The sequence below is a fragment of the Streptomyces sp. CNZ287 genome, assembly GCF_007827615.1.
In genome coordinates, this window is the sequence record NZ_VISV01000031.1 from 1 (window position 1) to 25,207 (window position 25,207).

General features: G+C 72.2%; 23 protein-coding genes. 2 read left to right on the plus strand and 21 right to left on the minus strand.

All coding sequences use genetic code 11. The annotated features are described in order from the left end of the window. The coding region (locus FB457_RS36625; protein WP_486589239.1) for a DUF2637 domain-containing protein at positions 1–1,362 on the plus strand (1,362 nt) is incomplete at its 5' end. A 142-nt stretch (positions 1,363–1,504) separates the two neighbouring features. Further along, entirely contained in the window at positions 1,505–2,026 is a 522-nt protein-coding gene (locus tag FB457_RS33770; RefSeq protein WP_145784435.1) for a hypothetical protein, read from the plus strand. A gap of 39 nt (positions 2,027–2,065) precedes the next feature. Here the strand turns inward: FB457_RS33770 and FB457_RS33775 are convergent, their stop codons facing one another. The 21 genes from FB457_RS33775 to FB457_RS33875 all read right to left on the minus strand — a co-directional run bounded on the left by FB457_RS33775 (position 2,066) and on the right by FB457_RS33875 (position 25,202). After that, positions 2,066–3,055 carry a DUF8094 domain-containing protein gene (locus FB457_RS33775; protein ID WP_145784437.1) on the minus strand — a complete coding sequence of 330 codons (990 nt, stop codon included), beginning with the start codon at positions 3,053–3,055 and terminating at the stop codon, positions 2,066–2,068. Between the two features lie 29 nt (positions 3,056–3,084). Further along, positions 3,085–6,522 (minus strand): LysM peptidoglycan-binding domain-containing protein, encoded by a 3,438-nt coding sequence (locus FB457_RS33780; RefSeq protein WP_145784439.1) that lies wholly within the window; start codon positions 6,520–6,522, stop codon positions 3,085–3,087. A 96-nt stretch (positions 6,523–6,618) separates the two neighbouring features. After that, the gene (locus tag FB457_RS33785) at positions 6,619–7,086 is read right to left on the minus strand and encodes a hypothetical protein (protein ID WP_145784441.1); all 468 of its coding nucleotides are present in this window, start codon (positions 7,084–7,086) and stop codon (positions 6,619–6,621) included. Beyond that, positions 7,086–7,523, minus strand: coding sequence for a TadE family protein (locus FB457_RS33790; protein ID WP_145784443.1), 438 nt, complete (start codon positions 7,521–7,523; stop codon positions 7,086–7,088). The genes FB457_RS33785 and FB457_RS33790 overlap by 1 nt, the downstream gene beginning before the upstream one ends. 5 nt (positions 7,524–7,528) lie before the next feature. Continuing rightward, entirely contained in the window at positions 7,529–7,882 is a 354-nt protein-coding gene (locus FB457_RS33795) for a TadE family protein (protein WP_145784445.1), read from the minus strand. A gap of 75 nt (positions 7,883–7,957) precedes the next feature. After that, positions 7,958–8,176, minus strand: a complete 219-nt coding sequence (locus FB457_RS33800; protein WP_186462097.1) for a hypothetical protein — start codon at positions 8,174–8,176, stop codon at positions 7,958–7,960. Between the two features lie 21 nt (positions 8,177–8,197). Then, entirely contained in the window at positions 8,198–9,082 is an 885-nt protein-coding gene (locus tag FB457_RS33805) for a hypothetical protein (protein ID WP_486589240.1), read from the minus strand. Further along, on the minus strand, positions 9,079–10,008 hold the full coding sequence (locus FB457_RS33810) for a type II secretion system F family protein (protein ID WP_145784449.1): 930 nt from the start codon (positions 10,006–10,008) through the stop codon (positions 9,079–9,081). Before FB457_RS33810 ends, FB457_RS33805 begins: the two co-directional genes overlap by 4 nt. Continuing rightward, a complete protein-coding gene (locus tag FB457_RS33815; protein WP_145784451.1) occupies positions 10,005–11,504 on the minus strand; it encodes an ATPase, T2SS/T4P/T4SS family in 1,500 nt (499 codons plus the stop codon). Before FB457_RS33815 ends, FB457_RS33810 begins: the two co-directional genes overlap by 4 nt. Further along, positions 11,494–12,330 (minus strand): hypothetical protein, encoded by an 837-nt coding sequence (locus FB457_RS33820; protein WP_145784453.1) that lies wholly within the window; start codon positions 12,328–12,330, stop codon positions 11,494–11,496. The genes FB457_RS33815 and FB457_RS33820 overlap by 11 nt, the downstream gene beginning before the upstream one ends. Next, entirely contained in the window at positions 12,330–13,028 is a 699-nt protein-coding gene (locus FB457_RS33825; protein ID WP_486589241.1) for an SAF domain-containing protein, read from the minus strand. The genes FB457_RS33820 and FB457_RS33825 overlap by 1 nt, the downstream gene beginning before the upstream one ends. Before the next feature lie 18 nt (positions 13,029–13,046). After that, positions 13,047–13,988 (minus strand): ATP/GTP-binding protein, encoded by a 942-nt coding sequence (locus FB457_RS33830; RefSeq protein WP_486589242.1) that lies wholly within the window; start codon positions 13,986–13,988, stop codon positions 13,047–13,049. Further along, a complete protein-coding gene (locus FB457_RS33835) occupies positions 13,946–14,479 on the minus strand; it encodes a hypothetical protein (RefSeq protein WP_145784454.1) in 534 nt (177 codons plus the stop codon). The genes FB457_RS33830 and FB457_RS33835 overlap by 43 nt, the downstream gene beginning before the upstream one ends. A 728-nt stretch (positions 14,480–15,207) precedes the next feature. Continuing rightward, positions 15,208–16,362: a helix-turn-helix domain-containing protein gene (locus tag FB457_RS33840; RefSeq protein ID WP_145784456.1), complete on the minus strand. Its 1,155-nt coding sequence runs from the start codon at positions 16,360–16,362 to the stop codon at positions 15,208–15,210. Further along, a complete protein-coding gene (locus FB457_RS33845) occupies positions 16,359–17,273 on the minus strand; it encodes a replication-relaxation family protein (RefSeq protein WP_486589243.1) in 915 nt (304 codons plus the stop codon). Before FB457_RS33845 ends, FB457_RS33840 begins: the two co-directional genes overlap by 4 nt. After that, positions 17,270–17,578 (minus strand): hypothetical protein, encoded by a 309-nt coding sequence (locus FB457_RS33850; protein ID WP_145784458.1) that lies wholly within the window; start codon positions 17,576–17,578, stop codon positions 17,270–17,272. The genes FB457_RS33845 and FB457_RS33850 overlap by 4 nt, the downstream gene beginning before the upstream one ends. Beyond that, positions 17,575–18,495, minus strand: a complete 921-nt coding sequence (locus FB457_RS33855; RefSeq protein ID WP_145784460.1) for a replication-relaxation family protein — start codon at positions 18,493–18,495, stop codon at positions 17,575–17,577. Before FB457_RS33855 ends, FB457_RS33850 begins: the two co-directional genes overlap by 4 nt. Then, complete coding sequence (locus tag FB457_RS33860) at positions 18,492–21,119, minus strand: P-loop NTPase family protein (RefSeq protein WP_145784462.1); 2,628 nt, start codon at positions 21,117–21,119, stop codon at positions 18,492–18,494. The genes FB457_RS33855 and FB457_RS33860 overlap by 4 nt, the downstream gene beginning before the upstream one ends. Further along, positions 21,101–21,478, minus strand: a complete 378-nt coding sequence (locus FB457_RS33865) for a hypothetical protein (RefSeq protein WP_486589244.1) — start codon at positions 21,476–21,478, stop codon at positions 21,101–21,103. Before FB457_RS33865 ends, FB457_RS33860 begins: the two co-directional genes overlap by 19 nt. A gap of 263 nt (positions 21,479–21,741) precedes the next feature. Then, positions 21,742–22,818, minus strand: coding sequence for a C40 family peptidase (locus tag FB457_RS33870; protein ID WP_486589245.1), 1,077 nt, complete (start codon positions 22,816–22,818; stop codon positions 21,742–21,744). Then, positions 22,815–25,202 carry a hypothetical protein gene (locus FB457_RS33875; RefSeq protein WP_145784464.1) on the minus strand — a complete coding sequence of 796 codons (2,388 nt, stop codon included), beginning with the start codon at positions 25,200–25,202 and terminating at the stop codon, positions 22,815–22,817. Before FB457_RS33875 ends, FB457_RS33870 begins: the two co-directional genes overlap by 4 nt. Between the last annotated feature and the right edge of the window lie 5 nt (positions 25,203–25,207).

Here is a 25,207-nt window from a genome sequence, read left to right on the forward strand (position 1 = left end):
GCGGCGGCGTGGCCCGACCCGCTGGGCGTCGGGATGCACGCGATCATCCCGGTGCTCTTCGTGGTGGCGGTGGAGGCCGCGCGGCACGCGATCGGGCGGATCGCGGACATCACGGCCGACAAGTACATGGAGGGCGTGCGCGTCTCGCGCTGGCTGCTGGCCTTCCCCTCCACGTTCCGGCTCTGGCGGCGGATGAAGCTGTGGGAGCTGCGCTCGTACGAGGAGGTCATCCGCCTCGAACAGGACCGCATGGTCTACCGCGCCCGGCTGCGCGCCCGCTACGGCCGGGCGTGGCGGCGGAAGGCGCCGGTGGAGGCGGTCATGCCGCTGAAGCTGGCGCGGTACGGGGTGCCGCTGGCGGAGACGGCGCAGGCGGGGCTGGCGGCGGCGGGCATCGACGCGCCGCTGCGGCCGCAGCCGGCGAAGGCGGAGCTGACCCCGGGACGGAGCGAGGCCCGGGAATACGCGCACGCGGAGGCAGGGATCCCGGCCGGACAGCACAGCGCAGCGGCACCGGCACTCGCCGGCGGGCCCGGGACCGCGCAGACCGCGGCCGTCGCGGAGCAGGCCACCACCAGCACCGAGAAGGCGCGGAGCGCCGTCAACGGACACCCGCGCACCGCGCCGCAGCAGCCCTCCCACACCGCCCCGCCATACGACGCCGGAACGGGCGCCCCGCGGCCCGCCGCTTCGCGCATCTCCGCACGATCGACCGGCCCAGAGACAGGGCGACTTCCACAGTTCGCCGACATGGCTGCCGGGCCCTCAACCACCGCCACACAGACGGCCGGAGCCCGCACCGCCGCCAACGGATACGACCAGCAGCGGCACCCTGTCCCCTCACCCCGAACCGCACAGGCCCCGCCGCCGAACCACGCGCCGACCCAGATAGCCGACGACGAAACCGCCAGAGACCAGCACGCCGACCCCTCCGGTTCCCCGAGCCCACCCGCCGAGGCCCCCGCGCCGGACGTCGCCCGCGGCCGGCTCACCACCGTCGACCGCTACTACCAGGCGTGGCTGGACTACCAGGGCAACCACGGGGCGGAACCCACCGCTCCCCAGTTGTCGACGTTCCTGGCCGACCTCGGACTCAACGGCCGCGGAGGCTCCCCGATCAGCCCGGCCAACCTGCGCCGCTACCTCCTGGACTTCCGCATCTACCGAACCTGGTACGAGCTCGGGGAACACAACGGCTCCGAGCCCAGCGCGCGGCTTCTTGCGCAGGAACTCACCCGACTCGACATCACCGGCCAGCACAACACGCGCATCGGCCCTGAGCGCCTGGACCAGATGATGCCCGACTTCCGTCGACGCCGCGCTGCGCTGGACACCCACCACGGACAACCCGACACCCCGTGAGCTGACCGCCCCTGCGCAATCGCGCGCGGGAACCGCTGCGCAGCAGCACATTGCGCACCGGCCGCAGCCGCTGCGCAGTGCGCACGACACACCCTGCGCAACAGCGCGATGCGCACCAGGCAGTGCCCGGTTCACCCCCCCCGTGCGCACCGCCGTACCGCCCCGGCACCTCGGGCCGCAGCGGCACCGGAACGCCTCCACGAAGGAGAAGGAGAACACCTTGAGCTGCGCGACGCGCATCGACCCCGACACCCGCACTCGGCAACTGCACCTCCCCGACGGGCAAGCCGCGCACGAAGTGCTGCGCACCGAGCTGCAGGGCCCGTCTGACCACGGCATCTATCACCGTGAAGCAGTGCTGCACATGCACGAGGACGGCTCGGGGGTGCTCCCACTCAACACGGCGGGATGGGCGCTGGCGTGCGCATGGCGCGGCCAGGTGCTGCCGTACGGACTGTACGGCCCGATCGTGGTCACCGGGCCGGAAGACGACCGCGGCGGGATGCAGCCGCTTGCGCAGCACCTGGCGGACGAGGTCTGCGCAGTGGCCGCCGCGGTGCGCGCCGTCCACGGCCGGTGGCGGATGCGCACCCCGAGCAGTGAGCAGGCTGCGCAATCCGAACTCGTCGACGCCGCCTGCCGCGCGATCGGCCGCCCGCGGTGAGAACCCGTCGCCGAACCCCGCCGCCCGGCACGGCGATGCTCAGCGGCTGGAGGCGCGCGCTCCAGTGAGGGATGAGTCGTGGCCGATCAGCCGCGTGGCCTCGGGGGTGACCAGCACGGCGTTCTCCTGGAGCAGGTCCCGGCTGATCGAACGGGGGTGGGGCTCGCTGATGTAGGTGCGCATGATGCTCGGCAGGCTCATCTGCGCGGCCTCGCAGTCGGAGGTGTCGTTGAGGTACTCCTGCACCGTGACCTCGGTGGTGAAGGCGATCAGCGTGCCGCCGGGGAACCTCAGCGCGTAGCTACCGCGGTGCTCGGCGTCCGCGGGGCTGATGTCCTGCTTCAGGCAGTCGTGTGAGGGCCCGCCCGGGTCCGCCAACTGCTCCTTGGTCGTGCTGTCGTCCAAGGTCCGGCCGGCCTTCTCCCCGCCGGTGACCGTCACATCGAGGACCGCCTCCTCCAGCCGCGCCAACTCCCCGGCGCGGAGATCAGCGGACCGCGCCGAACCGTCGGCGCCGGCCAGAAGCCGTGATGCGGACTCCTCCAGCGTCGTGACGAGCACCAGCCGCCACGGCCCAGACCCATCCCGCTCGAAGACCATCAGCCGGCGCAGCGGCTGATCGTGGCGGGCCCTGGCCTCGCCGGCATCGGCGACGGTGCCCACGGCCATGAACCAGTCGGCGCCCCGGGGCCGGTAGTACTCGCGATCGATGTAGGAGTAGGGGCGATCCCATTCGCCCTGCTCGCTCTTGGACATGTGGGGGTACTGCTCGTAGGCGGCCAGCACGCGCTCGTGGAGAGCACCGTCCTGGATCGCCGCGGCCTGCTCGGCGTCGCGGGCCTTGTTCGCCCGGTTGTTGGCCGCCACGTACCGGTCTAAGACGCGGTCGGCCTGCGCCTCGGTGAGCGGCCTCGACGACGCCGGAGCGCTCTTCGCCGAGGACGCGTCTTCGCTGCTGCCGGAATCGCAGGCGGCGGCGAGAACAGCGACCGCAGCCAGCACGGGCCAGCGACGGTGAATCCGGACCATGACGAGATCCTTCCGATGGTGGTCAGACGTCAGGACGCACCCTGGCGGGCGGGCACAGGGCGGTCACCTCCGGCGAGCAGCACGCTGATCAGCCGGTCGGTTTCGGGCTCGGCATCGAGGTTGTAGCGGCGGTTGATCTGCTGCAGCTCGGAAATGGCCCGGTGCAGCGCGGGCCGGTTGCCCAAGGCGTGCTCGATGCGCATCCAGTCCCGGTAGAGCAGTTCCGCGGTCTCCTCGACCTCCAGGCCGACAGCGACCGCGCGGCGGCTGGCATCGAAGTCGGGGCGGTCGGCGCCGAGATGGAAGGTGGCGACGGTGTGCGCCACATCCACGATCCGCGTGATCATCTCCTGTTGGAGGGTGAGAGCCCACGGGTAGTCGCGGTCGGCGAGGGGGCGACCGCGCACCAGGGCGAGCGCGGCCTCCAGGTCGGGCAGCCCAGCAGTGCCGGCGGCCAGGCCCCTCTCGGCGAGCTCCTTGAACGTCGTCCAGTCGCAGCGAACCGCTTTAGACAGTCGGTGGGCGCGCCGGGGCACGTACAGCTCCCCGTCCGCGCCGCTGCCCAACGCGTTGCGCAGCTCGGACATCCGTGAGCGGAGCGTGGAAGGAGACCAGGGGGAGAGCGGGTCCATCGCCTCGGCGACCGCGGCGGCATCCCGGTCAGGCCGGAAGTACAGCAGGGCCGCCAGCGCGGCCAGCTTGGGGCCGTGCCCGCTGGAGCCGACACCGCTGATAGTCACCGGGCCCAGCACGCGCAACTCCGGCGCACGGAGGTCCGACATCGCCGGGGCGGCGTCCTTCACCGGCGCCGCCTTCTCCAGCGCGCCCGCGGCCACCGGGAGGCCCGCGCTCTCCTTCGACGGGTCGATCGCGGACGCGGCGGACGCGGCGGCAGGGCTCGCGCCACCGTCCGGGGGCGCCGACTCGGCGTCGGCCCGCGCGGGACCCGGCTCGGTGTGGGCGGCGGCCTGGAGCAGCGCCGGGTACGCCGCGGAACCTGCGGCCGGTCCGCCGGCACCGTCCGGACTCCCGGCCGGATCCGGCGGTGCGTAGAGCGGCGGGGGCGGAGCTTCGGCCGGGACATGCTGCCAGGCGCCGGCCGGCGGCTGCGCCGGCTTCTCCGCGGTCTGCAAGGTGGCGACCAGTTCCCGGTACGCGTCGTCATCCACCCGCTGAAGCGTCACCGCGGCGTCGAGGACCTCCACCGGCTGCTGCTCGGTGCGCGCCGCGTCCAGCCGCTCGGCCTGGGGGAACAGGTTACTGCTCGCGGCGGGCACCACCAGCGCCAGCGGCAGGGCGTGGGCCTTGGACGCGGCATCGGCCAACGCCCACGCCTCAGCCTCGGTCAACTCGCCCGCGCAGATCAGCATCCACGGCGTCGTAGCGGCGTCCTGATCCCCCCACTGGTGCTCCTCCAGGAGCCGCTCGCCGAGATCGCGGACTGCGGCCCCGGCATCGGGAACGTGCCGCAGCCGCGCAGAGGGCAGCAGCGTCGGCAGTTCCTCACCAACGGAGAGCAGCAGGATCTCGGCGTGATCCGCCCACGCGCTCGTCGCGGCCTCCATGGCGATCGACCGGCACACCGCACGGACATCATCGACGTCTCCGTCGAGCAGTAGAGTGCGAGCCTGCGGCAGGTTGAGCAGCACGATGCTGCGCTCGCCGCCTTCGTCGCCGGTACCGACGGTGACCAACCCGGGGTAGGGGGCGGGCACCTGCCGAGCCGCCTCATCCTCCAGCAGCACAGCGCCCGGATCGAGCCGCCAACGGCCCGGAGCGTAAGCCGCCTTGAACGGAGGCAGCGGACCGTCAGCGTCGTCCTCGACGACCACCTCAATGTCGCGGGCCAGGATCCGCGCGCCGATCAACGACGGCAGCCGCCCCTGCGCCTCGGACACAGCGCTGGCGAGGGTACGCAGCGCGCGATCCAGCAGGTCCACGGACGCCGGCGTCGAGCTCGCCGTCAGCGCCTGCTCCAACTGGCCCGGCTCGGACGGCATCGCGATGGTCTCGCCCGGCTTGCGCCGCCGCTGCTGGATGATCCGCCGGATGCTGAGTGCAGCGACCAGGCACGCGGCGAGCACCGAGGCGATACCGGCGACCGTGCGAAGTTCGATCGCCGCGTCTCCCTTCGACACCGGCACTGCCGGGTCGTGCGACACCTCGCCGGAGGGGGAGCCAGCAGCCGGGCTCGACGGCCGTGGGGACGACGGTGCGGACCGCTCGGCGGACGGACTCGGCTCCGTGCTCGAAGGGGGCGCCGGGGCCTCTGCTTCGCCGCGCCCAGCGTCGGGCTGCTCTGGCGCCGCCGTGGTGGGCGGGCCGGGGGAGCGGTCGTCGGGCTCCGCCAAGTCGCCACGACCGGCCTCCGGCGCCGGCTTCTCGGCATCCTCACCCCGCTTCGAGGGCGCATCCTGACCGGGCGCCGGGGCCTGGACCTCCTCCCGGCCGCTGCCGCCAGGGGCGTCCTGATGGCCGCCGTCGGCCGCGGGTACGTCGAGTTCCTGACCGGGGAAGATCAGACCGGGATCGGTGAAGGTGCCCCCGCCGGGCTGGGGCTCACCGCGGTTCTCCTCGAAAATCTTCTGGTACTCGGTGCCGTCACCGAGTTCCGTCTCCGCGATCTCCCACAGGCTGTCGCCCGGCTCGACCACGTATGCGCTGGCCTCCTCACGCTGCACCCCTTCGCCCGCCGACGTCCTCGTCTCGGGCACCGCCGAGTTTCCCCGCGGCTGTGGCCGGGTCTCCTCGTCGGCCGTCTGCGAGCTGCTGCTCACCGCCTGCGGTACGCGGTCAGCAGGGGGAGCCGAAGCCGCCTCGCCGGTTGCGGCGGAGGCGAATGGACGGGCGTCGGACGGCAGACGCAGTTGCCAGCCGGGCTGCAGCACCGCGTCGGGTCGGAACGTGCTGCCGTCGGCCATGGTGCGTCCGGCGTTGAGGTCGGCGATCTCCTTCGCGCGTGCGCCGTCGCCCAGGAGTCGTTCGGCGATGGTCCACAGGCTCTCGGCCGGGCGGACATCCCGCACGGTATACAGCGATCCTTCCACCGCCCGGGACGTATCGGCCGCGGTCGGCGCGACGTTGGCACCGGGGGAGGATGCCGGTCCGGGGGTGCGTTCTGCGGCGGCGGCCGGAGTGGCCAGCGCCGGGCCGGGCGTGGCCAACGCGGTGCCGGCGGGCGCCAGCACCAGGATGCTGCCGACCAGAGTGGCCGCGGTGCGCTGGGACAGGCCCAGGCCTCGCCGGCGCCGCACTGTGTGGCCGCGGAGCTGCGCGGGGATCTCCGCGATGACGCAGATGGTGAACTGCGCCCAGGCAAGCCAGCCGACTGCGAGGAGCACCAGCAGCAGCACCGAGCCGGTGTCCTGACGGTCCAGCAGTTGCGGCATGGCTCGGCTGGCGGGGCCCCAGATCGCGCGGGTGGCCGCATACAGCAGCACCGGCGTTCCGCCGACGATCGCGGCCAAGGCCGCCAGGGCGGATAGAGCGCGCAGCAGGCGCAGCGGCCAGCCGCCGTGCGGACGCGGGCGGGACGGCGTGCTGGCCGGTGGGGGAGTGGGCATCTACTCGGCCTCGGGTTCGGTGACGCCGTGCAGCAGGGCCGCGGTGCCCTTGCCGGTGTACGCCAGGCTGGAAATGCCCATCACGGGCAGGAACTTCGTGTCGTAGGAACCGGTGACGGTCACGGTCAGCTCGGTGCCGTCCGCTGAGACGGACACCTTGCCACTGGCGCCGGCCTTGTCCAGGTAGGCGTATGCTGCCGCCCGGGCTGCAGCCGGCTCGGCGACCACCGCGTCGCCGGGGATGGCCTGACCGGCGTCGATGGCCTGCCCGCCGGCACGGGCGGCTTCGATCGCGACGGCGTCGGCGCGCTGTGCGGCGGCGAGCCGGCCGCCGCCGTCCAGCACCAGGCCGATGATGAAAAGCAGCGGCACCACCAGCGGCGCGACCCATGCGGTGATCCCGCCGCGGTCGTCCAGCGGCAGCCGTCGCAGCCGGCGTCGGGCGGCGGTGCGCAGAGGTGCTCGCATCAGCCTCGCTCCCGGTAGGCGTCGACGGTGGAGGTGAACGTGGAGGCGCGGGTGGTGTTGCCCGGCGCCGGCAACATCAGGTCGGTCAGTTGGACGGTGCACTTCACGGTGACGGTGACGGTGGCGACCTGCCCGACCGGAACCGTCAGGCCGTCGGCGTCGACCGACACGTCGGTCGAGGCGCACTTCAGGCCCTGCCCGGACAGCGACTCGTTCGCTGCCGCGTAGGCCGCCTCCTCGGCCGCTGCCTGGGTTCGGTGCAGCGAGGCTTGCCGGGCGGCGGACTCCGCCGCTTCGCCGATCTTGTTTTCGGCCAGGGCGATCCGGCCTGCGCCGATAGCCAGCGCGATGAACACCACCAGCGGCGGGGTGAGGATCGCCGCCTCGATCGGTACGCCGCCGCGGTCGTCGAACCGCCGCCTGCGCCTGCTGATCACGTCCCTCACTCCTCTTGGGCGGTCGTCCACCGCTCCACCGGCCCGGACGCCCGCTGCTCTATGCGGATCCCGTCCAGGCCCGGCACCAGCGACGGGGCATGTCCGCTCACGGTGATGCGGATGGTCTCGGTGTCGCTGCCGGCGCTGGAGACGCTCGACGAGCGCAGGTTGTTGCCCGCGTTGCGGTCCAGGAACGCGCGGGCCTGCGCGGTGCCGGAGGCCGGCCCGGCGCCGTAGGAGCGGCCAGCGGTGACCCCTTCGCGGGCGGCGGTCTGCGCCACCTCGCGGGCGTACCACCACAGCGAGCCCTGGACGACCATCAGCGTCAGCACGACGATCACCGGGAAGATGATGGCCATCGAGATGGACGCATCCCCCCGATCGCCCCACGCTCTTCGCCCCGGCGAACGCCGTCGTCGCACCGGCCGCATGGCTCAGGTGCCCCGCAGGTCGTTGGCGTACTTGTTGACCACGAAGGCGATAGCGCCGGCCATACCGACCGCAGCGGTCACCGCCGCCACCCAAATGATCACGGTGGTGATGGAAATATCGCCGCGATCCGGCCGCTGCTGCGCCTCCTCCAACCAGCCGGACATCCGGCGCCACACCTCGCGTGTGGTGACGGCGGCGCGGATCGAAAGCTCGCTCAACACGATGGTTGTCTCCTCCTCAATTCAGGTGGTCAGGATTCCGACGACCGCCGGGAAGGCGATCAGCAGCATGACGAGCACGGCCAGCAGCGCCCCAGGGGCGGTCATCTTCTCGCTGTCCGCGTTGGCCTCCGCGGCCTGCGCGGTGAGCAGCTCGGTACGCAGACTCCAAGCCCTCTGCCGCAGGTTGGTGTAGACGGCGGCACCGTCGTGGGCGGAGAGCCGCATGATGTCCGCCAGGTCCTCCAGCACCGGCAACTCCAGCTCCCTGGTGAGATCGACCAGCGCCTGCCACGGCGCGATGCCCTCCCACCGCGCCCGGGCCAGCGCACCGCGGATGCGGATGAACGGCCAGCCGCGGCCAACGTCGGCGGCCTGCTGCAGCGCCTGGCTCGGGGCGTCGCCCGCCATCGCGTTGTGCGCCACCAGGTCCAGGTAGGCGGCGATGGCGTGGGCGAACTCCTCGCGCGCCCGCTTGGCGCGATCACGCGTCTGCCAGTCCGGCGCCATAAACAGCAGCGCGGCGGCCACCAGGCCGAAGACGCCGGGCAGGTAGAACGGCACGCTGGTGCCCAGCAGCAGCCACGGCGTGATCGCGATCACCGGGGCCAGCAGGCCGAGGGCGGCCAGCGCCACCTTGGTCAGCACGAACCGCTCCGGGCTCTCGCCCAGCAGCGCCAGATCCCGGGTGGGGATGCGCACACCGGGAAGGTCGCCGAGATGTTCCAGCAGCCACCGCCCGGCCGCCTCATCCTGCGTGGCCGTGCGCGTCGGCCCGGCCGTGGCGCGGGCCGGGGTACGGCGCAGCGCGGCATTCAGCGCGGGCCGGGGGCGGGCCAGGGAGCGGGCCAGCAGCGCCAGGCCGCTGCCGAACACACACCCACTGATGATCATTGCTGTGGAGGTCACGAGTGCACCTCCGCACCGGCCGCCTCCGGCGTCGCCGGGTCTGCCGCAGGCGTGCGGACCCGGCTGCGCGGATCGACGATCAAAAAGCGGGGGACGGGCGTGTGGTCGGCCAGTTGCCGCATCCACACCAGCACCGCCGCGAACGCCGCCGCCAGCGCCCCCAGCACCAACTGCCCCAGCAGCGTGCCGTACGGCGCGGTGTAGCCGGGCACCAGGTAGCCGCCGGCCACCACGCCGAGGGTGATGAGGGTCATCCAGCGGACGGTGGTGCGCGACTTGGCCCGGTCCGCCTCGATGGAGCGTCGCTTGGCGACCTCCTCGCGGACGGAGTCGGCGAAGTCTTCCAGCGCCTGGGCCAGGCCGGGGCCGCGCTTGCCGTCCGCGGACAGGATCAGCACCGCCATCGCCTTGTCCGCGGTGACGTCGTCGAAGGCATCGGCGAGCGAGCGCAGGGCTTCCTCGGGCGGCCAGCCGGCGTGCAACCGGGCGGCCAGATCACCGATCTGCTCGGACAGGGCTGCCGGTGCGGTGGTGCGGGAGTCGATCAGTGCCTGCTCCAGGCCCTTACCGCCGCGCAGCACGTCCGCCAGCCGCTGGAGCCACTCGCCCAGCGCTTCGAGCTTCTCGATGCGGGCCTTGACCGACTTCGTCGACGCCAGCAGCCAGGGCACGCCGGGCACCGCCAGCGCTGTCATCGCTCCGCCGACGAACACCCCGCTGACCAGCCATACCGCAAGGCCCAGCACGGCGCCGATGGCGGCACGGTTGCGCAGCCGGCGTCGCTCGTCGGCGTCACCCGGCCGGGCGGCCAGCCGCTGCCGCAGTCCCGGCTTCGGCGGGGCGGTGGTACCGATCAGCGACCAGACCAGGCCCACCAGTCCCGACGTGAGGGCGAGACCGCAGATCAGCCACGTCAGCAGCGTCATGCCCCCACCCCCTGCGAGTCCTTGATCTTCAAGGGCAGTTCGTTCATCCAGGCGCCGTGCGGGTTACGCAGCAGCTCCAGCGGGAAGCCGGCGCGGCGTAGGTCGGTCAGGCAGGCGGGGTTCATGTGCGGCACCGCCCGCGGTTCACCGGCCTCCGGGCGCGGGGCGAAGATCTGGTTGGTGGCCGGGCGGCCGTCCTCGCCGATGCCGGTGACCTCCAGCACGTGGGAGACGAACCGGTGGAGCCGTCCGCCGATCGGCCGCTCGTCGAGCATCTCCACGAAGACGATGAAGTCCAGTGCGTTGGCCGCCTGCCGGTAGGCGAGGGTCTCGGAGAAGTTCGCCTCGGCCATCAGGTACAGCTCCGCGACCCGGTCGAAGATCACGGCGGGGGAACGGGCGTGCAGGGTGCACAGGTTGCCGCCCTTGCCGTTGGTCATCGCCCGCATCATCGCGACGATCTCCGGGCCGCGGACCTCGCCGACCACGATCCGCGACAGCGACATACGCATCGCGTGGTGCATCAGCTCCAGCAGGGTGATCTCGCCGGCGCCCTCGTGGTTGGCCTCCCGTGCCTCCATCGCCACGACCTGGGTGTGGTGGCCGAGCTCATGCAGCAGCAGTTCGTACTCCGACTCGACGGTGGCGAACCGCTCCTGGGCTGGCAGCTCGCGCAACATCGCACGCATCAGCGAGGTCTTGCCCGCCTTCTGGGTGCCAGCGATCATGACGTTCTTCTCCGCCTGGATGCAGGCGGCCAGGAACTGCTGCAGGGTGGTGTCGATCGCCCCGAAGCCCACCATCGTCTCCAGCGTGGCGGTCTTGACGCCGTGACGGCGGATCGTCACGTACGTCTTGTCCGACACCTCGCTGATGACCTGCATGCGTGAGCCGTCGTTCAGGCGCAGCGCCAGGAACGGATCGTTGGTGGACAAGCTGCGCTCGCTCTGCTCCGAGGAGCGGGCCAGCCGCCGCAGCATGTCCAACAGCTCTTCCTCGGAGGAGGCCACCGGCGGGGCCGGCACCATCTGTCCGAGGCCATAGTCCAGCCAGACCGCGTCCGGGCCGTTGAGGTGGATGTCCTCGATCCGCGGGTCGTCCAGGTAGGGCTGGAGCTTCCCGGCGCGGAACTGCAGGTCGAACACGGCCTTGGTCAGCGCCGCTTCGTCGGCCGGGGTGGGGGAGACACCGCGGTGGGCGGCTTCCTCGTCCGACCAGCGGGCCACCTCTTCGTTGATCCACGCCAGGCCGCGCTGCTCTTCGATCTCGCGGTTCTCCGCCGGCCGGCGCGCGATGCGGTCGGCCACCCGCCGCCGGATCTGCTCCGCGGCCTCGTAGTCCACCGTCACCTGGGGCACCGGCGGCGGCCCCATCGCGCCCGGGGCGGCCGCCGTCCCTGCTGCGGCGGGCGGCGACTGCGGCGGCGCGGAAGGGGCCGCCGGGCGGTAGCCGTTGATCTGCGGCGGCTGGGAGGGCTGCAACGGGCTACCGCGCATGGGCCGCCACCTCCCCGCCCGGCTGCGGCTGGTGCGGCCGCGCCAGCCTCAGGCGTTGCTCGGCGACCCGGCTGAACAGCCGTGTCGCCGCGGTGCGGGCGTGCCGCATCAGCTCGCCGCGCTCGAACTTCGCGGGCATCGCCGCGCCGTCGCTGAAGACCTCCGCCTGCCGCGGCGTGTACGGCAGCGCGGCCAGCACCTCCACGCCCAGGTGTTTGGCCACCTCGTGCTCGGCGTACGAGCTCTGCTCGATCAGCAGCAGCACGACCGGGCCCGGGTGATCGGCCAACTGCTCCAGCCGCCCCTGGGCGGCCTGCAACCCCCGCAAGGTGTTGCGGGCCACCAGCACCGTGAGATCGGCGCGCTGGGCGAGCACCGCGCTGCCGGCGGTGATGCCGCGCCGACCCAGGTCCACCAGCACGTCGTGGCTTCCGTTGGGGTGGGTCTCCAACTGCGTGAAGAGCGCTGCCAGCGGCTCCCACGCCGGTGCCAGCCCGGCTGCCTGTGTCGGTGCTGTGATCCCGGGCAGCACCAGCCGGTCCTTCGCCGACGGCTTGCTCGTGCCGTCGTCGGCGACGTCGACCAACTGCGCCCAGAACGCCTCTTCCAGTTGACCGGTGCGGGCCGGCACCGACAGGTTCCGCAACGAGTACTGGTCCTGCAGCCGGCCCTGCAGCGCGCCGTACAGGATGCTGCCGCCGTCCGGATCGGCCTCGGCGAGGATCACCTTGCGGCCCGGGTGCAGCGGCCAGCCGAACAGCAGCGCCAGCGCCGTGGTGGTCACCCCCGGGGCTCCGGAGCATCCGGCCAGTGCGATCACGGCCATCAGGATCCGGCCCCCGCGTCTACCACCAGCGCGATGTCGCCGGTGGCCGCCCGGGCGGCAAGAGCTGGTCCGTCTACCGCCGGCACTGCGACGTCGACCACCACTTCCTCGGCGGCCGCCAGCGGCTTGTCCGCTTTGACCACCCGGGCCTCGATGATCTCGGGCTCCTCGGCGGCCGCCTCCGGGTCGAGCTCGCCGTCCTCGCCCGGGGTGCTCACCACGAGTACGCCCTGCCCCGGGGTGAGGTCGGTGGCCGGCAACTGCGACGGCTTCAGCGCCAGCGGCACCAGTTGCTCGCCCTCCCTCACCAGACTGTGCGAGGTGTACTGCCCGGCGGACAGCAGCGATCCCGGCCGCAGTTCGACCGCGGCCCGCTTGCCCACCACCTGATCCATCTGGTCGGCCGGCACCGCGTCTACCGCCGGGTCCAGGCCCACCGACGCCTCGCTCAGATCCCGGGCGGTGATCTCCTGCCCGACGGGCACCTGGCGCACCACGGTGACCACCTGAGTGCGATCCCCGGCCGACAGCCCCAGCAGAGTGGCCCCACTCCCGCCCGCGATGATCAACAGCAGGGACAGGGCGATCCCGGCCCGACTGCGCCGCCGGGCCGTCAGACCTCGCGGCACGGCCACCGGCGCCACTCCCGCGGGCTGCGCCGCTGTGCCCGGAGTCATGGTGGATGTGGTGTTACTCAACGCTCGCTCCCTTGCTGCTTAGCCGACGACCTGCGCCTCGCCGACCTGGATCTGCACCTCAGAGGTGCGGACCTCGCTGTCGGTGCCGGACTCGCCGCCGCCTTCCCACTCGATCGCCCAGGTGGAGGTGGCGGTCACGGTGAACTCGCCGCCGGGCTCGCCCGCCGAGCTCTCCTCGTACAGGTGGCCGCAGTCCGGCGACTTCCGCTTGCCGTACGAGGACTTGTACGGGGTGCCGGCGGACTCGCACGTGACGGTCGAGCCGTCGCCCATCTCCCACACGATCTTCGACACGCGCGCGGTCGCGGTCACCGTGACGTCACCGGCCGATGCCGTTGCCGACGTCGGGCCGTACGTGGACGGGCCGGTCTCGGTCCACATCCACACCGGCATCCCCAACAGGCCCGTCTTGCCGGGCTCCGGCACGATCCCGATGGCCGGGCCCTTGAGCAGCATGCTGTCGATGGCCTGCTGCGCCAGAACCGCAGGGTCGATCGCCGGCTCGTCCTCCTCGGGCTCCTGGGCCGAGAAGAAGATGTCCAGAGTGCCCGGTGAGCCCCACCGGCCCCGGCCGGACAGGCACTCGGTGATGTAGACCTTGCCGTCACTGGGATCGTGACCGTCCCAGTAGTCGCTGCCGGCCGGGGGCTGCGGGTCCATCGGCTTGGTGATGCACGTGGAGATCCCGGACTCGTCGTCCGAGCCGCCGCTGCCTCCCGCGGGCTGCTTGCCGCCGCTGTCGCCGCCCCCGCTGCTTCCGGGCTGCCGGGAGTCGTCCCAGGCGCCGACGCAGTACTCCGCGAGGGCCGTCGTGCACTTCCCAGCGCTTCCCCCGCCGCCAGGCTCGTCCTGCGCGGACGCCGGCCCGGGCATTCCCACCGCGAGCAGCGACAGCAGCAGTGCTGTGGCGAGCCCCGCTAGCAGGGGCGATCTTGCGGTTCGTCCTTGATGACCAGCCACCTCTTCCCCCACTTCTCGATAGTCACGACAGACAGAAACTCCGTTCGCCGGCCCTCCGGCGGCTCGATGAGCTCTCGCGTCGTGCGGTCGACCAGCTTCCAGTCCGAGACGTCCAGGCAGTCGCTGATCCGCGCCTGCGGAATCTTCGCCTCAAGGTCAAGATCGGCGACCTCGGGCTGATGCTCCGGCTCGCCGACCGCCACCTGCCCATCGCGGTCCAGCGCCCTCAACACGAGGTTGAGCTTGGAGAACGCCTCCGCCGTGGAGAACTCCTTGAGCTTCGTGCCCTTGGCGCTGGCCTTGGAGTACGCGGTGTACTTCGCGTCCCAGTAGCCGGCGTACGTCTCCAGCACCTGCTTCTCCTCAGCCGCAGCCGGGTCCGCGCTCGCCGGCGCACTGGAGGTCGTCGACGCCGGAGCCTTAGGCTCCTCGTCGGCGTGGGATTCGTTGTCGCTGCAACCGCCCAGAGCCAGGGCCGCCGCTGCTGCCATCGAGACGGCCTGGACAGACCGTGCGCGAAGGCGCGCGCGGCGGCCTGGAGACAGCGGCGAGATACCGGGCACAGACGCCGGCCGGATCGGACCGCGGGTCGGCGAATCGACCGGGGTTTGGTTCATCGTGAGCCGTTCCTTCGTGCTGAGGGCTGACGTCAAGTCGTGGGCGGGCGGGGCAACGTGCCTGTGGCACATGCCTTTGAATCTCTGACCGTTGACCGGCGTGCGGTGTGACAGACCGTCATCGCAGCGGCCGAGTTGATGACTTATGGTGACAGAACCGTGGCCGTCAGTGTCAATCGTGATGGTCGAGGAGCCGTACGCTGCCCGCTGCCGCGTCTCCGTTCAGAATGCGCAGGGCGCCCGGCGGCGACCGGCACGCCCCGGCCCGCGGGCCGGGCGCGTCGGAGGCAGGCCCGAGACGGCTGCGTGCGTGACGTTCTCATGACCCCTCCTGTCTCCGCGCCCGGGGCGTCTGGCGAAAGGCCAGCAGGCGCTTACCCGTTGCGGGCGTAATGCGGTCGCTACGGCGTGTTGGTGAAAGCACGCTACGCGACGTCTGATCGGTTCCCAAGGGCCTTTTGCCTGGTGAGGCAATGCGCAGCGGTGACGAATGCGCAAATAGGGGTGTAGTGCACCGATATTCGTTCGCGTTCTGAAATTCCATTCGGTGGTGACGCTTCGGGAATTCGCGTCGAAGAATCCAAAGCGACAAATCGATGCCGTCATGCAACCTCCCTCCCTTCGGGATCCGTTCCGGCCGCGGCCCCCTCCTCGGGGGGCGCCGTAGGCGATGCGTCGAGCCGTGCCGCGAGCCCGCTGAACGCACGCTTGGCGGCCTGCTGGTCGGCGCGCCGCTCGCGGCAGGCACCGCACGCCGCGCCGGAGGCGAGGAGTTGGCCGTCCTCGCACGAGGGGTCGGGGCACTCCTGGGCGGTGAGCAGCTCGGCGACGTAGCCCACCGGGCGGCGGATCCGGTCGTCGCCGCGGTAGTCGGGCCGGCTGCGTTCGTCGCCGCCAGCCCGGTGCCAGCGCCGGTTGATCCGGGCGATCAACTGCTCGGCGGTGCGCGGCGGCAGCCGGTAGCTGCCCGGCACAGCACCGGGCACGCCGGCGAGCGCCTCGCAGATCGCCCGTACCAGGGCGGGCGCCAGCCGGCGCCCGGGAGCGGGCCTGACCGCGCACGGAAGCGCGGCGGCCACCTCCTCGAAGCCGGGCGGCCGGCGCCGCGGCCGTACGCGCACCGCCCCGCCCCGGCCGCCGCCCGACGTGCCGCTGCCGGTGCTATAGCCATCCGCAGCGGTCCTGCGGACGTCCGTACGACCTGTTCTTCTGGTGGGTTCCTCATGGTCGGTTCTGGACGGGTCGCCGGTGATACCCACCGAGGGTGTTGCCGCCGACCCCTCCCAGGGGTCGCCAGCAACCCCTGCCCCCGCCGCCGCGATGTCCGAATCACCCGTTGTGCGGGAGGGGTTGTCCACGACCCCTCCCGCCCCGGCCCGCACGCCGGGGTGGAAGGCGCCGTCGTGCACGGCGGCGTAGCGGTCCTCCTTGCCGCCGGGGCGGTCGATCTCCTCGAACGGGGTACCGCGACCGTCCCAGCCGTCCCACGGGCCGTGCACGTAGTAGCGGTTGGACGTCTTCGAGCGGTTACCGCGCCTGCGCTCGCGGGCCGATACGTAGCCGTCCCGGCGCAGCTCCCGCAGCAGGGTCTTGGCCCGCTCCGGGCTGATCAGCGCCTCCGCGGCGATCAGCCCGCGCGACGGGTAGCAGCTATACGCCTCGTCGCAGCGGGAAGCGAGCGCGAGCAGAACCAGCTTGTGCGCCGGGGTCCTCAGCCGCAGCCGCATCACGTACGCGGTCGCCGCGACGCCGCTCACAGCTCCGTCCAGGACACCGGATCGCCGCCGCAGCCGTGCAGCGGGGTCCACACCGCCGCGCGGGCCCCGTACTCCTCGATCGCCTCCAGCCGGGCGGCGGCCACGGGCACCCGCTCGGCGAAGGAGCCGACCAGCGGATGCCCCGACACCATCGCCCTCAGGTCGTTGACGCGGTTGCGCCACCCCACGGGGCCGGTGCCGGTCAGAACGAACAGCACCCGCGGGTAGCGGGGGTAGAAGTGCTGCCACGTCGGCAGGTTCGTCTGCTGGTCGGTGGTCGTGCGGCGGCCCGGCGGCGGGGCGGGGGAGCGGTGGAAGAAGCGGGCGTAGGCGATCAGTTTGCGCGCCAGCCGCTCGCTGGCCATCAGCCCGCGGTCGACCTCGATGAACGCGCGGAGCTGGGCCCGCGGGGCGCTGACGGTGTAGTACATCAGCGCATCCGGGCCGAGCCGGTCGTCGCCGGTGTCCGGCAGCCGGTGGGTGACCTCGGGGAGCCAGTCCATGGGACCGTGCTCGTCGCCGCGCACGATGGCGTCAGCCGCGAACGCCAGATGCGTACGCAGCACGGTCAGGGTGTGCGCGGAATGCAACGCGGCCGCGGCAGCCGTGACCGGGGTGTAGTGGGCACGTTCGGTGACCTCGGGCCAGCCGGCGGCCAACTCCGCAGCGGGAGCGGTGAGGAACCACACCCGCGAGCGTCCGGGCTTGGGCAGCGTGGCCCGGTCGACCATCTGCTGGCTCCGCAGACGTGCGAGGGCGTGCACCAGGGCGCGCCGGGACGAGACATCGGGGTGCATCCGGTGGAGCTGCTCGGTGGTGGCCATCCGGTGCTGGTAGAGCACGGCGAGCAGCCGGTGAGCGAGCCCGTTACCGCCCTGGTGAGCGGGAGGATGCGTGAGGGAGGTGATCACTTCAAGTCGCTGCCTTTCGCGCTCGTGGGGGTCTTGCTCAACCGCGTCCGGCCGGCGCCGAGGAAACGGCGCACCACCTGCTCCTGGCCGCGTGCGGTCTTGTGCAACTGCGTGAGGGTCTGGGCCCGGGTGTTGCCGCGGGCCTGCTTCTCCGCGCCCGCGGCCCGCTGCTTGGACTCGGCGATGGACCCGAAGAACTCGCTGAGCTCCGGCCCGCGGATCGCCAGCGCGAGCAGGACCAGCTTGTGCGCCGGGGTCTTGAGCTTCAGCCGCATCACACACGCCGCGGCGTCAAGGCCGCTCACAGCTCGGTCCAAGACGTCGGCTCGCCTCGGCCATCCAGCGGCATCCACACCGGACCGCGGGCGCCGTGGGTCTCCAGCTCCTCCAGCCGGGCAGCGCCGAGCGGCACGACCTTGGCGAAGGCGGCGACCAGCGGGTGGCCGGCGACCATGGCCATCAGGTCGTTGACCCGGTTGCGATGGGTCACCGAGCTGGTGCCGGTGAGGACCATCAACACCCGCGGATAGCGGGGGTAGAAGTGCTGCCAGGTCGGCAGCGCTGTCTGCGCGGCCGCGACGGGTCGTCGCCCCGGCGGCGGCATGGGCCGATGATGGTAAAACCGCGCATAGCTGATCAGTTTGCGGGCCAGCCGCTCGGAGGCCATCGTGCCGCGGTCGACCTCGATAAAGGCCCGCATCTGGCTGCGCCCACCGCCAGCGTCGTTCACGGTGTAGTACAGCAGTGCGTCGGGGCGCAGCCGCTCATCGCCCACATCGGGCAGCCGGTGGGTGACCTCGGGGATGAAGTCCAGCGGCCCGTGCTCGTCGCCCCGCGCCGCAGCGTCGGCCGTGAACGCCAGGTGACAGCGCAGCACGGTCAGGGTGTGCGCGCTATGCAAGGCGGCAGTGGCGGGGGTGACGGGTGTGTAGCGGGCACGGACGGCGACCTCCGGCCAGCCGGCAGCGGCGTCGACCCCAGCGGGGGTGAGGAACCACACCCAGGTGCGGCCGCGCTGGCGCAGCCCGGTTCGATCCACCAGATCGTCGCGACGGAGCTGGTTGAGGGTGTCCATCAGCACCCAGCGACTGACCGAGTGCAGGGCGAGCAACTGGGCGGTGGTGGCCATCCGGTGCTGGTAGAGCACGGCGATCAGTCGGCGGGCGGTGGGCTCGCTGACCGGCGCGGCCGGCGCCGGTACGGTCGGGTGAGGGGTGGTCATTGGATGGTGCTGCCTTTCCCGTCGTGGCCGTGCGGACCGCCTTTGGCCAGCCGGACTGGCCGGCCGGGGTTCAGGAAGTCGGCCACCACGGCCTCCTGGACGCCGGCAGCCCTGGTGAGCTGATGCAGCGTCTGTGCGTGCACGTTGCGGTGCGCCTGCTTCTCCGCCTCAGCGACCGCTCTCGTCGGTTGGCGCAGCGGGCCGTAGACCTCGGTGAGCTCCGGGCCGCGGATCGGCAGCGGGCCGATGCGCCGACCGCCGACGGTAAAGCTGGCCCAGTGGCAGAAGCGGTCGAGCTCAGCGACCTCGCCGGGATCGACGCGATCACCCCATTCGGCGGTGATCGGCCGGATCGCGTCGATGCTTCCCGCAGTCGTGGAAAGGGTGGACGCGTTCTGGATCAGCGCGGCGCGCACCGGACCGGACAGCCGGTGCAGCAGCTGCGTCATCCCGTGCAACCTCACCCCGAACTTGCCCAGTTGCTCGGTGATCTCCGCCAGGGAGGTGGCGGCCGCCCCGTCCAGGGTGATCAGCTCGTCCAGGTACACGCGGAACGGGCGGCGCCGGGTGGGGTGGACGGCGCGGCGGGCCAGCCCGGTGCGCAGCAGATCCCGCACCAGCAGCGCCACCACCAGACGATCGGTCGGCCCGCTGCCGGGGGTGCAGATCCACACCACCCGCGAGGTATCCATCGCGGTGCGGATGTTGTAGCCGCCGGTGGGGCTGCCCAGGAAGGCCCGGGTGACGGGGTTGGCTGCCAGGCGATCCAGCGGGTTGAGCACCGGGGTCATCGCATCATCGGGCAACTGGTCGAACGTGGTCGCCCACCAGCGCGCCGCGGAATCCTCCAACCGGTCCAGGACCAGGCCGCGGAAGGCGGCGGAGGTCAGCAGCGGCCGGATCTGCATCAGCGTGGCCTGGGCATCCGGTCGCTCGGCGGCCACGGCGGCCGCGTTGACGGCGCACAGCGCCTCAACGGCCTTGGTCAAGATGGTGGTGGCGCGCGGGTGGCTGGAGTCGTCCCAGCCCAACGTGGTGGCGATGGCGTCCAGGACGGCGGCGACCACCTCGTGCTGCGCCGGCCGGCCTCTCATGTCCAGTGGATTCCACGACGGCAACCGCGGGTGGCGGCCGCGAGCAGTCATGTCCACCAGCCACAGCCGCTCGGCGATCTCGGGATGCGCCAGGAAGGGCAGAGCACGGTCCCAGGTGTCGCGGTGCGGGTCGACGAAGGCCAGGCCCCGGCCGCCCAACGCCACCGCGACCGCCTGCACCAAGGCCCGTTCCGTCTTGCCCCAGCGGGATTTGCCGGAGGCGGTCTCGAAGTATGTCTCGGCCTCCCACGTGGCCAACAGGTGATCGCGGCCGTCCGGCCCGCGGTAGAAGCCCTGGGGCAGCAGGTCCTTGGCGCCGAGGCGGTAGCGGGGCATCTCGGCCGGGGACACCGGCACATGGGCCGCGGCTGTCGGCGGCTTGAGCAGCCCGGCGAGTTCATCGATGCTGGCCCAGTCAGTGCGCCCGGGCCGGATCAGGCCGGTGGCAAAGCGACGGTCGAAGTCGCGGCGCAGCGGCCCCCAGTTGGGCCCCAGCAGCAGCGGCCCAATGCGAAGGGCGCTGTGGGCGAAGCGGGCGCGGGCGCCGAAGACATCAAGCGCCGCCTCCAGTTGCCTCAGGCGCCGCTCGGCTCGCCCGGCCCGGTTCGAGGCGCAACGGACCAGCAGTTGGATGCGCACCAGCGTGTTGTCCTCTACCAGTTTGCCCAGCGCCTTGGTGCGATCCACGCGCGGCAGCGGAGGCAGTAGCATCCGCCGGTGCGCCGCCCCGGAGCCGTTTTGGCCCAGGCGGGCGAGCTGATAGGTCAGCGAGTCCTCCAGCAGCGCGGCATCCTGGGCGAGCTGGCGGGCATCCCGGCGGGCCTGCTCACGGGCCTTGGCACGGGCTCCGGCCAGCACCCGCCACCGGTACGCCGCTACTCGCCAACGGGGCGCCGGGGAGAGATCCAGACACACCTCCGCTACATCGCCCAGCTCGCTTTGCATGTCCGCGAGCGCATCCAGCAGCGGCTGCAGCGGATCCGGGTCCAACGGCACCTCCCGCAACTGCGCCCCAGGGTGGCCGTGCAGCGTGAACTGGGCACGCACCACGTGCGTGCGTGGCAGATCTCGCCGCGGGTGGGTCGGCTCTACGCTGACCTGCCGTCCGTAGGGGGTGATGGCCAGCAGATGCTTGGCCTGCGCCGGGCCTTCGACGTGGTACTCCAGCGCGGAGTGGCCATCGGCACGGAGCCGGATCCGCACCGTGCGGGCCATGCGCGGGGCCCACCACGGTCCGGCGCCGGCGGCCCGGGTCGCCTGCCACCCGAACCGCAGGATGTGTTCGAGCTCGGGGCTGAACCGACGTGAGGGAGTCAGCCGCAGGTGCACCCGGCGGCTGATGGCCCGCTCCCCCAGTCGCCTGCGCACCAGCTCCACCACCAGCCACAGCAGGACGGACGCAACTGTGAGCCACACCAGGTGGTCCTCCAGCCACCGGCCGGCCGCGGCCGTGCCCTGCCACCAGCCGACCAGAGTCGACCACATCGACGCGGCCCCGGCCGCTTGCTGGGTCATCGCTTCGGTGTCCATGAGCCGTCTTCCTCCGCATCGGTGAAGTAGATGTCGCTGACGCGGCCATCGCGTGCCTGACCGCCGACCTCGCGGCCGGACCAGACCAGGTGGACCACCGCCGTCCCGGCGCCGGCCCGGCGTGCGATCGCGGCCTGCAGCCGCACGCCGGTGTAGGTGCGGCTCGGCGCGGCCGCGGTGCCGGAGAAGAAGCCGGGCCACGCCCCGCGGCCGTCGCCGGTCACGTCGGCCCGCCACAGCCGCCGCCCGTCGGCGAGCAACTGCCGCTCGTCAGCAGCGGGCAAGTCGGCCGGCCACGAGTCCTCCAGCACCTGCTGGATCTCTTCGTCGGCGGCCTGGCCGTCGCCGGGCAGCGGCACCCCGGTCCGGATCGCGGTCGGCGTGGGCCGCGGTGCTGGCCCGTTCTCCGCGGCTCCGCCCGGCGGCCGCGGCCCGCGCGCGCGGGGGCCCTGCTCGGCAGACAACTCCACCGCCGGGCTTGAGCTCGGTGACGAGCCCGGCGCGGCCGCGGGTCGGCCCTCAGCTCCAGCGGAGTGCAGCAGGTACCCGCCGCCGGCGGCCAGGCACACGGCGGTCAGCAGCCCGAGGAGCGGCCGGCCGGAACGGGCAGAGCGGTCTGGGGTCATAGCACTCGGGCCCCTCCGGCGAATCCGGAATCCCACACCGGCTCGACACGCACCCGCGTGCCAGGCCGCGCCGCGTTGATCATCTTGCCGCGGCCCAGGTAGATCCCGACGTGGTGGATGGAGGCGTCACGGCCCGGTGAGTAGGCGAAGAACACCAAGTCGCCCGGCTTCAGGGCGGCCATGCCGGCGGACGCGGGGATACGCCGTCCCACGGAGGCCTGCGCCGACGCGGGCCGCGGCAGCCGGACCCCGGCGCGGGCGTAGGCGTACTCGGTCAGCCCCGCGCAGTCGTAGCCCAAGACCTTCGAGCCGTCCTGCCCTCCGCCGGAGCAGCACACGCCGTGCGACGGGCCGCTCGCGGTGCCCCCGCCCCAGGAGTACGGCACGCCGCGCTGGGACATTGCCGCGTCGATCACCGTCTGCGCCCCTTCGGAGGCGCCGTCGGGCGGGGTGTCGGCGAGCGCGTCGTAGGAGCGGATCCACCCCATGACGTCATCGACGTAGATCGAGGAGTTGTTGTACGCGAACAGCGCGCTGCGCAACTGCGAGTCGTCGGCCAGGTTCCGCCCGTCGCCGCACACGTACACCGCGGCCGCCAGCGCGGCGTCGTCGACGTCGTGCGGATCGCGCACCGGAGCGCGGTCGTCGACGGCGCGGAACGTCGCGGGCAGGAACTGGAACGGGCCCACCGCCCGGTCCAGTTCGCTGTCGCCGTCCCAGCGGCCGCCGTCGGTGTCGCTGATACGGCGCACCCCGGGTGAGCCGTCCAGGGCCGGGCCGATGATCCGCGGCCGCACCTGTCCGTCGGGGCTGACGCGCCGTCCCTGGGCCTGGTTCGACTCGATCTGCGCCACCCCGGCCAGCACCGGCCAGCGCATCCCGCGGCAGCGGGGCACGGCCTCGGCGACCTGGTCGACCGCGTACTGGTAGGCGGCCATCATCCGCGGCGGGACCCCGGCGGCGGACGCCGCCGTCTCCGTGTTCGCCGCCGGCTCCTCGGCGAACTGCACCGCGATCAACAGCGCGAGGACGCCGGCGACGACGAGGACGCCCAGACAGCCCAGCTTCCTCACGAGCCGTCACCGCCCCAGGTGGGCGGGTCGTCCCAGGTCGCGCGCTGAGCACGCATCAGCTCATCGAAGATCTGCGCCTGCGCCCGGGCCTCACGGTCGGCCTCGGCGGACTGCGTCGTCGACGGCGCCGACGGCCCGGTGCTCGACGTGCCTGGCGAGCTGACGAAGATGCTCGCGGCGACCGCCGTGTCGCGGGCGTTGCGAGCGAGATCGCCGCCGTAGACCTGCGCGGCGGTGTAGCCGCGCATCCCTTGATCGGCAATCCACCTGCCGGCCCGGGCCATGTCCTCCCGGCCAGCGTCATGCTCCTCCTGCTGCCGCTGGTCGGCCTGACGGCCGTGCGCGAGCTGCGCACCCCAGTACCGCTGCATCTGCGTCTGCCCGGTCCGCACCCGGTGCCAGGTCCTCGGCAGCCCGACGGTCACCGCCTGGGCCCCCTCCAGGACCTGACCGCCGCGCACGAGCATCCTCCCGGCGCGGGTGGTGATCAGCCTGTTGTGCAGCGCGTCGCCGATCGGAGTGAAGCCGCCGGACGGATCCCGCAGGATCTCCCCCCGGTCGTCGACGACCATCGGCCCACCCTGTCCCGTGGGCCGCTGCATCCGCGCGAGCTTCTCCGGCGACAGCGGCTTGCCGATCGCCAACTGCTGCAGCCCGCGGGCCGCCAGCCCGAACGGCGCCAGCCCCAGCCGCGCTTCCCCCCGGGCCGCGGCCAGCAGACCGCCTGAGTGCGCGGACATCCCCGCCGCACCCGTCATCGCCCCCAGATGCGCGGCCATCTTGTTGCGCCGCATCAACGACGCGTGCTCCGGCGAGCCCCCGCCCCCGAAGAACATCCCCCCGCCCCGCGTGCCGGCACCGCCGCCCTGCTGCAGGTACGGAGCCATCGCCGCCGACATCGCCATCCCGGTACGGGCGGCGTCGTCACCGTGCAGATGGGTGCCGCCGACCCGCGCCCACCGCATCCGGTCAGCGAACCGCTGCCCGACGTTGGACGCCGCGGTCCGCAGCCGCCGGTGAAAGGCGAGCGCGGCGATCGCGATGGCGTCGACCATCAGCATGCGGGTGACGAGCACCCCGTCGTTGGTGTCGGTCAGGACCTGCTCGGTGCCCAGCCCGTACAGCGGAATGGCCAGCGAGACGACGAAGATGACCGCGACGGCGGAAATGAACACCCCGGTCCACTTCCACACGGCTTGCCGGTTCGGGCCGGGCAGCATCGCCCAGGCGAGCACCAGATACACCATGATCGCGGCGCACACCACGATGAACTGCACGCCCAGGTGCGCGAACGCCATGGACAAGGCCATCAGCCCGGCGGTCCCGGCCGCGATGAGCAGCAGCAGCGCCGAGAACGTCCGGTCCCACGTCGGGTCCTTCAGGTACTCGGCCAGGTCCTCACGGTCGGCGTCTTCCAGCCGGTCCCTCAGGTTCTGCCAACTGGTCGGGTTGCTGGCGTCCTTGCACACCGGGTCGTCTCCGCCGAAGCGCTTTTCGCACTTCTCCTTCGACGGGGTGAAGTCGTCCGGGCAGGAGGACCCCATGGTCGCGCACTGTTTCTTCAGCCCGTCGCCCTTGTCCTCGAAGTCCGGGCCGCCGAGCTGGAGGATCTTCTTGTGGACCTCGTACTCCTCGCTCTTGTGATCGAGGAGTTCGCCGTACTGCAGCAACTGGTACGGCTGGACGACGAAGATCTTCGTCAGCAGGTCCCGGGTCGGCTCGGAGATGTCGCCCGGCTCGGGGCTGGCCGGCGGTGCCTTGCCGCCGCTCGCGGTGATCGCCCCGATCTCCAGCGACGCCTGCTGCGACTGCTGTACGGGCCCGTCCTGGCCCAAGATGACGTCGGGCCGCACCAGCGCGCTGGAAGCCAGCGCGGCGAGCACCAGGGTCAGGCCGATCTCACCGAGGCCGCGGCCGACCTTGCCGCGCATCACCAGGATCAGCCCGAAGACGAACGCCCACGCCAGCATCAGCCCTTCCAGGCCCAGCGCCTTGACGACGTAGGTGTTGTAGGCGTCGGCGAGCTTCTGCGCCTGCACCGTGAGCGCAGAGACGATGGGGAAGCGGTACACCCAGTCGATCAGCCAGCAGATCAGCCCGATGAAGATCCGCACCAGCGAGAACATGCCGCCCATCAGGAAGGACAGCGCCTTGTCCTCGAATTCGGTCAGCCCGCCGGGGTCGGAGACCAGCGTGTAGTGGTCGAGCGGGATGCCCTCGGAGGACTTCACGTTGAACGGCGACAGCAGTCCGCCGGACTGGCCCTTGGGCTTGTCCTTGGCGGCGGCCCAGGTGGTCACGGCCGAGACGATCCAGAACAGCATCGTCATCGCCGCGACCCACAGCAGGTTCCGCACCCGCAGCCACACCCGCCAGCGCCGCACCCCCC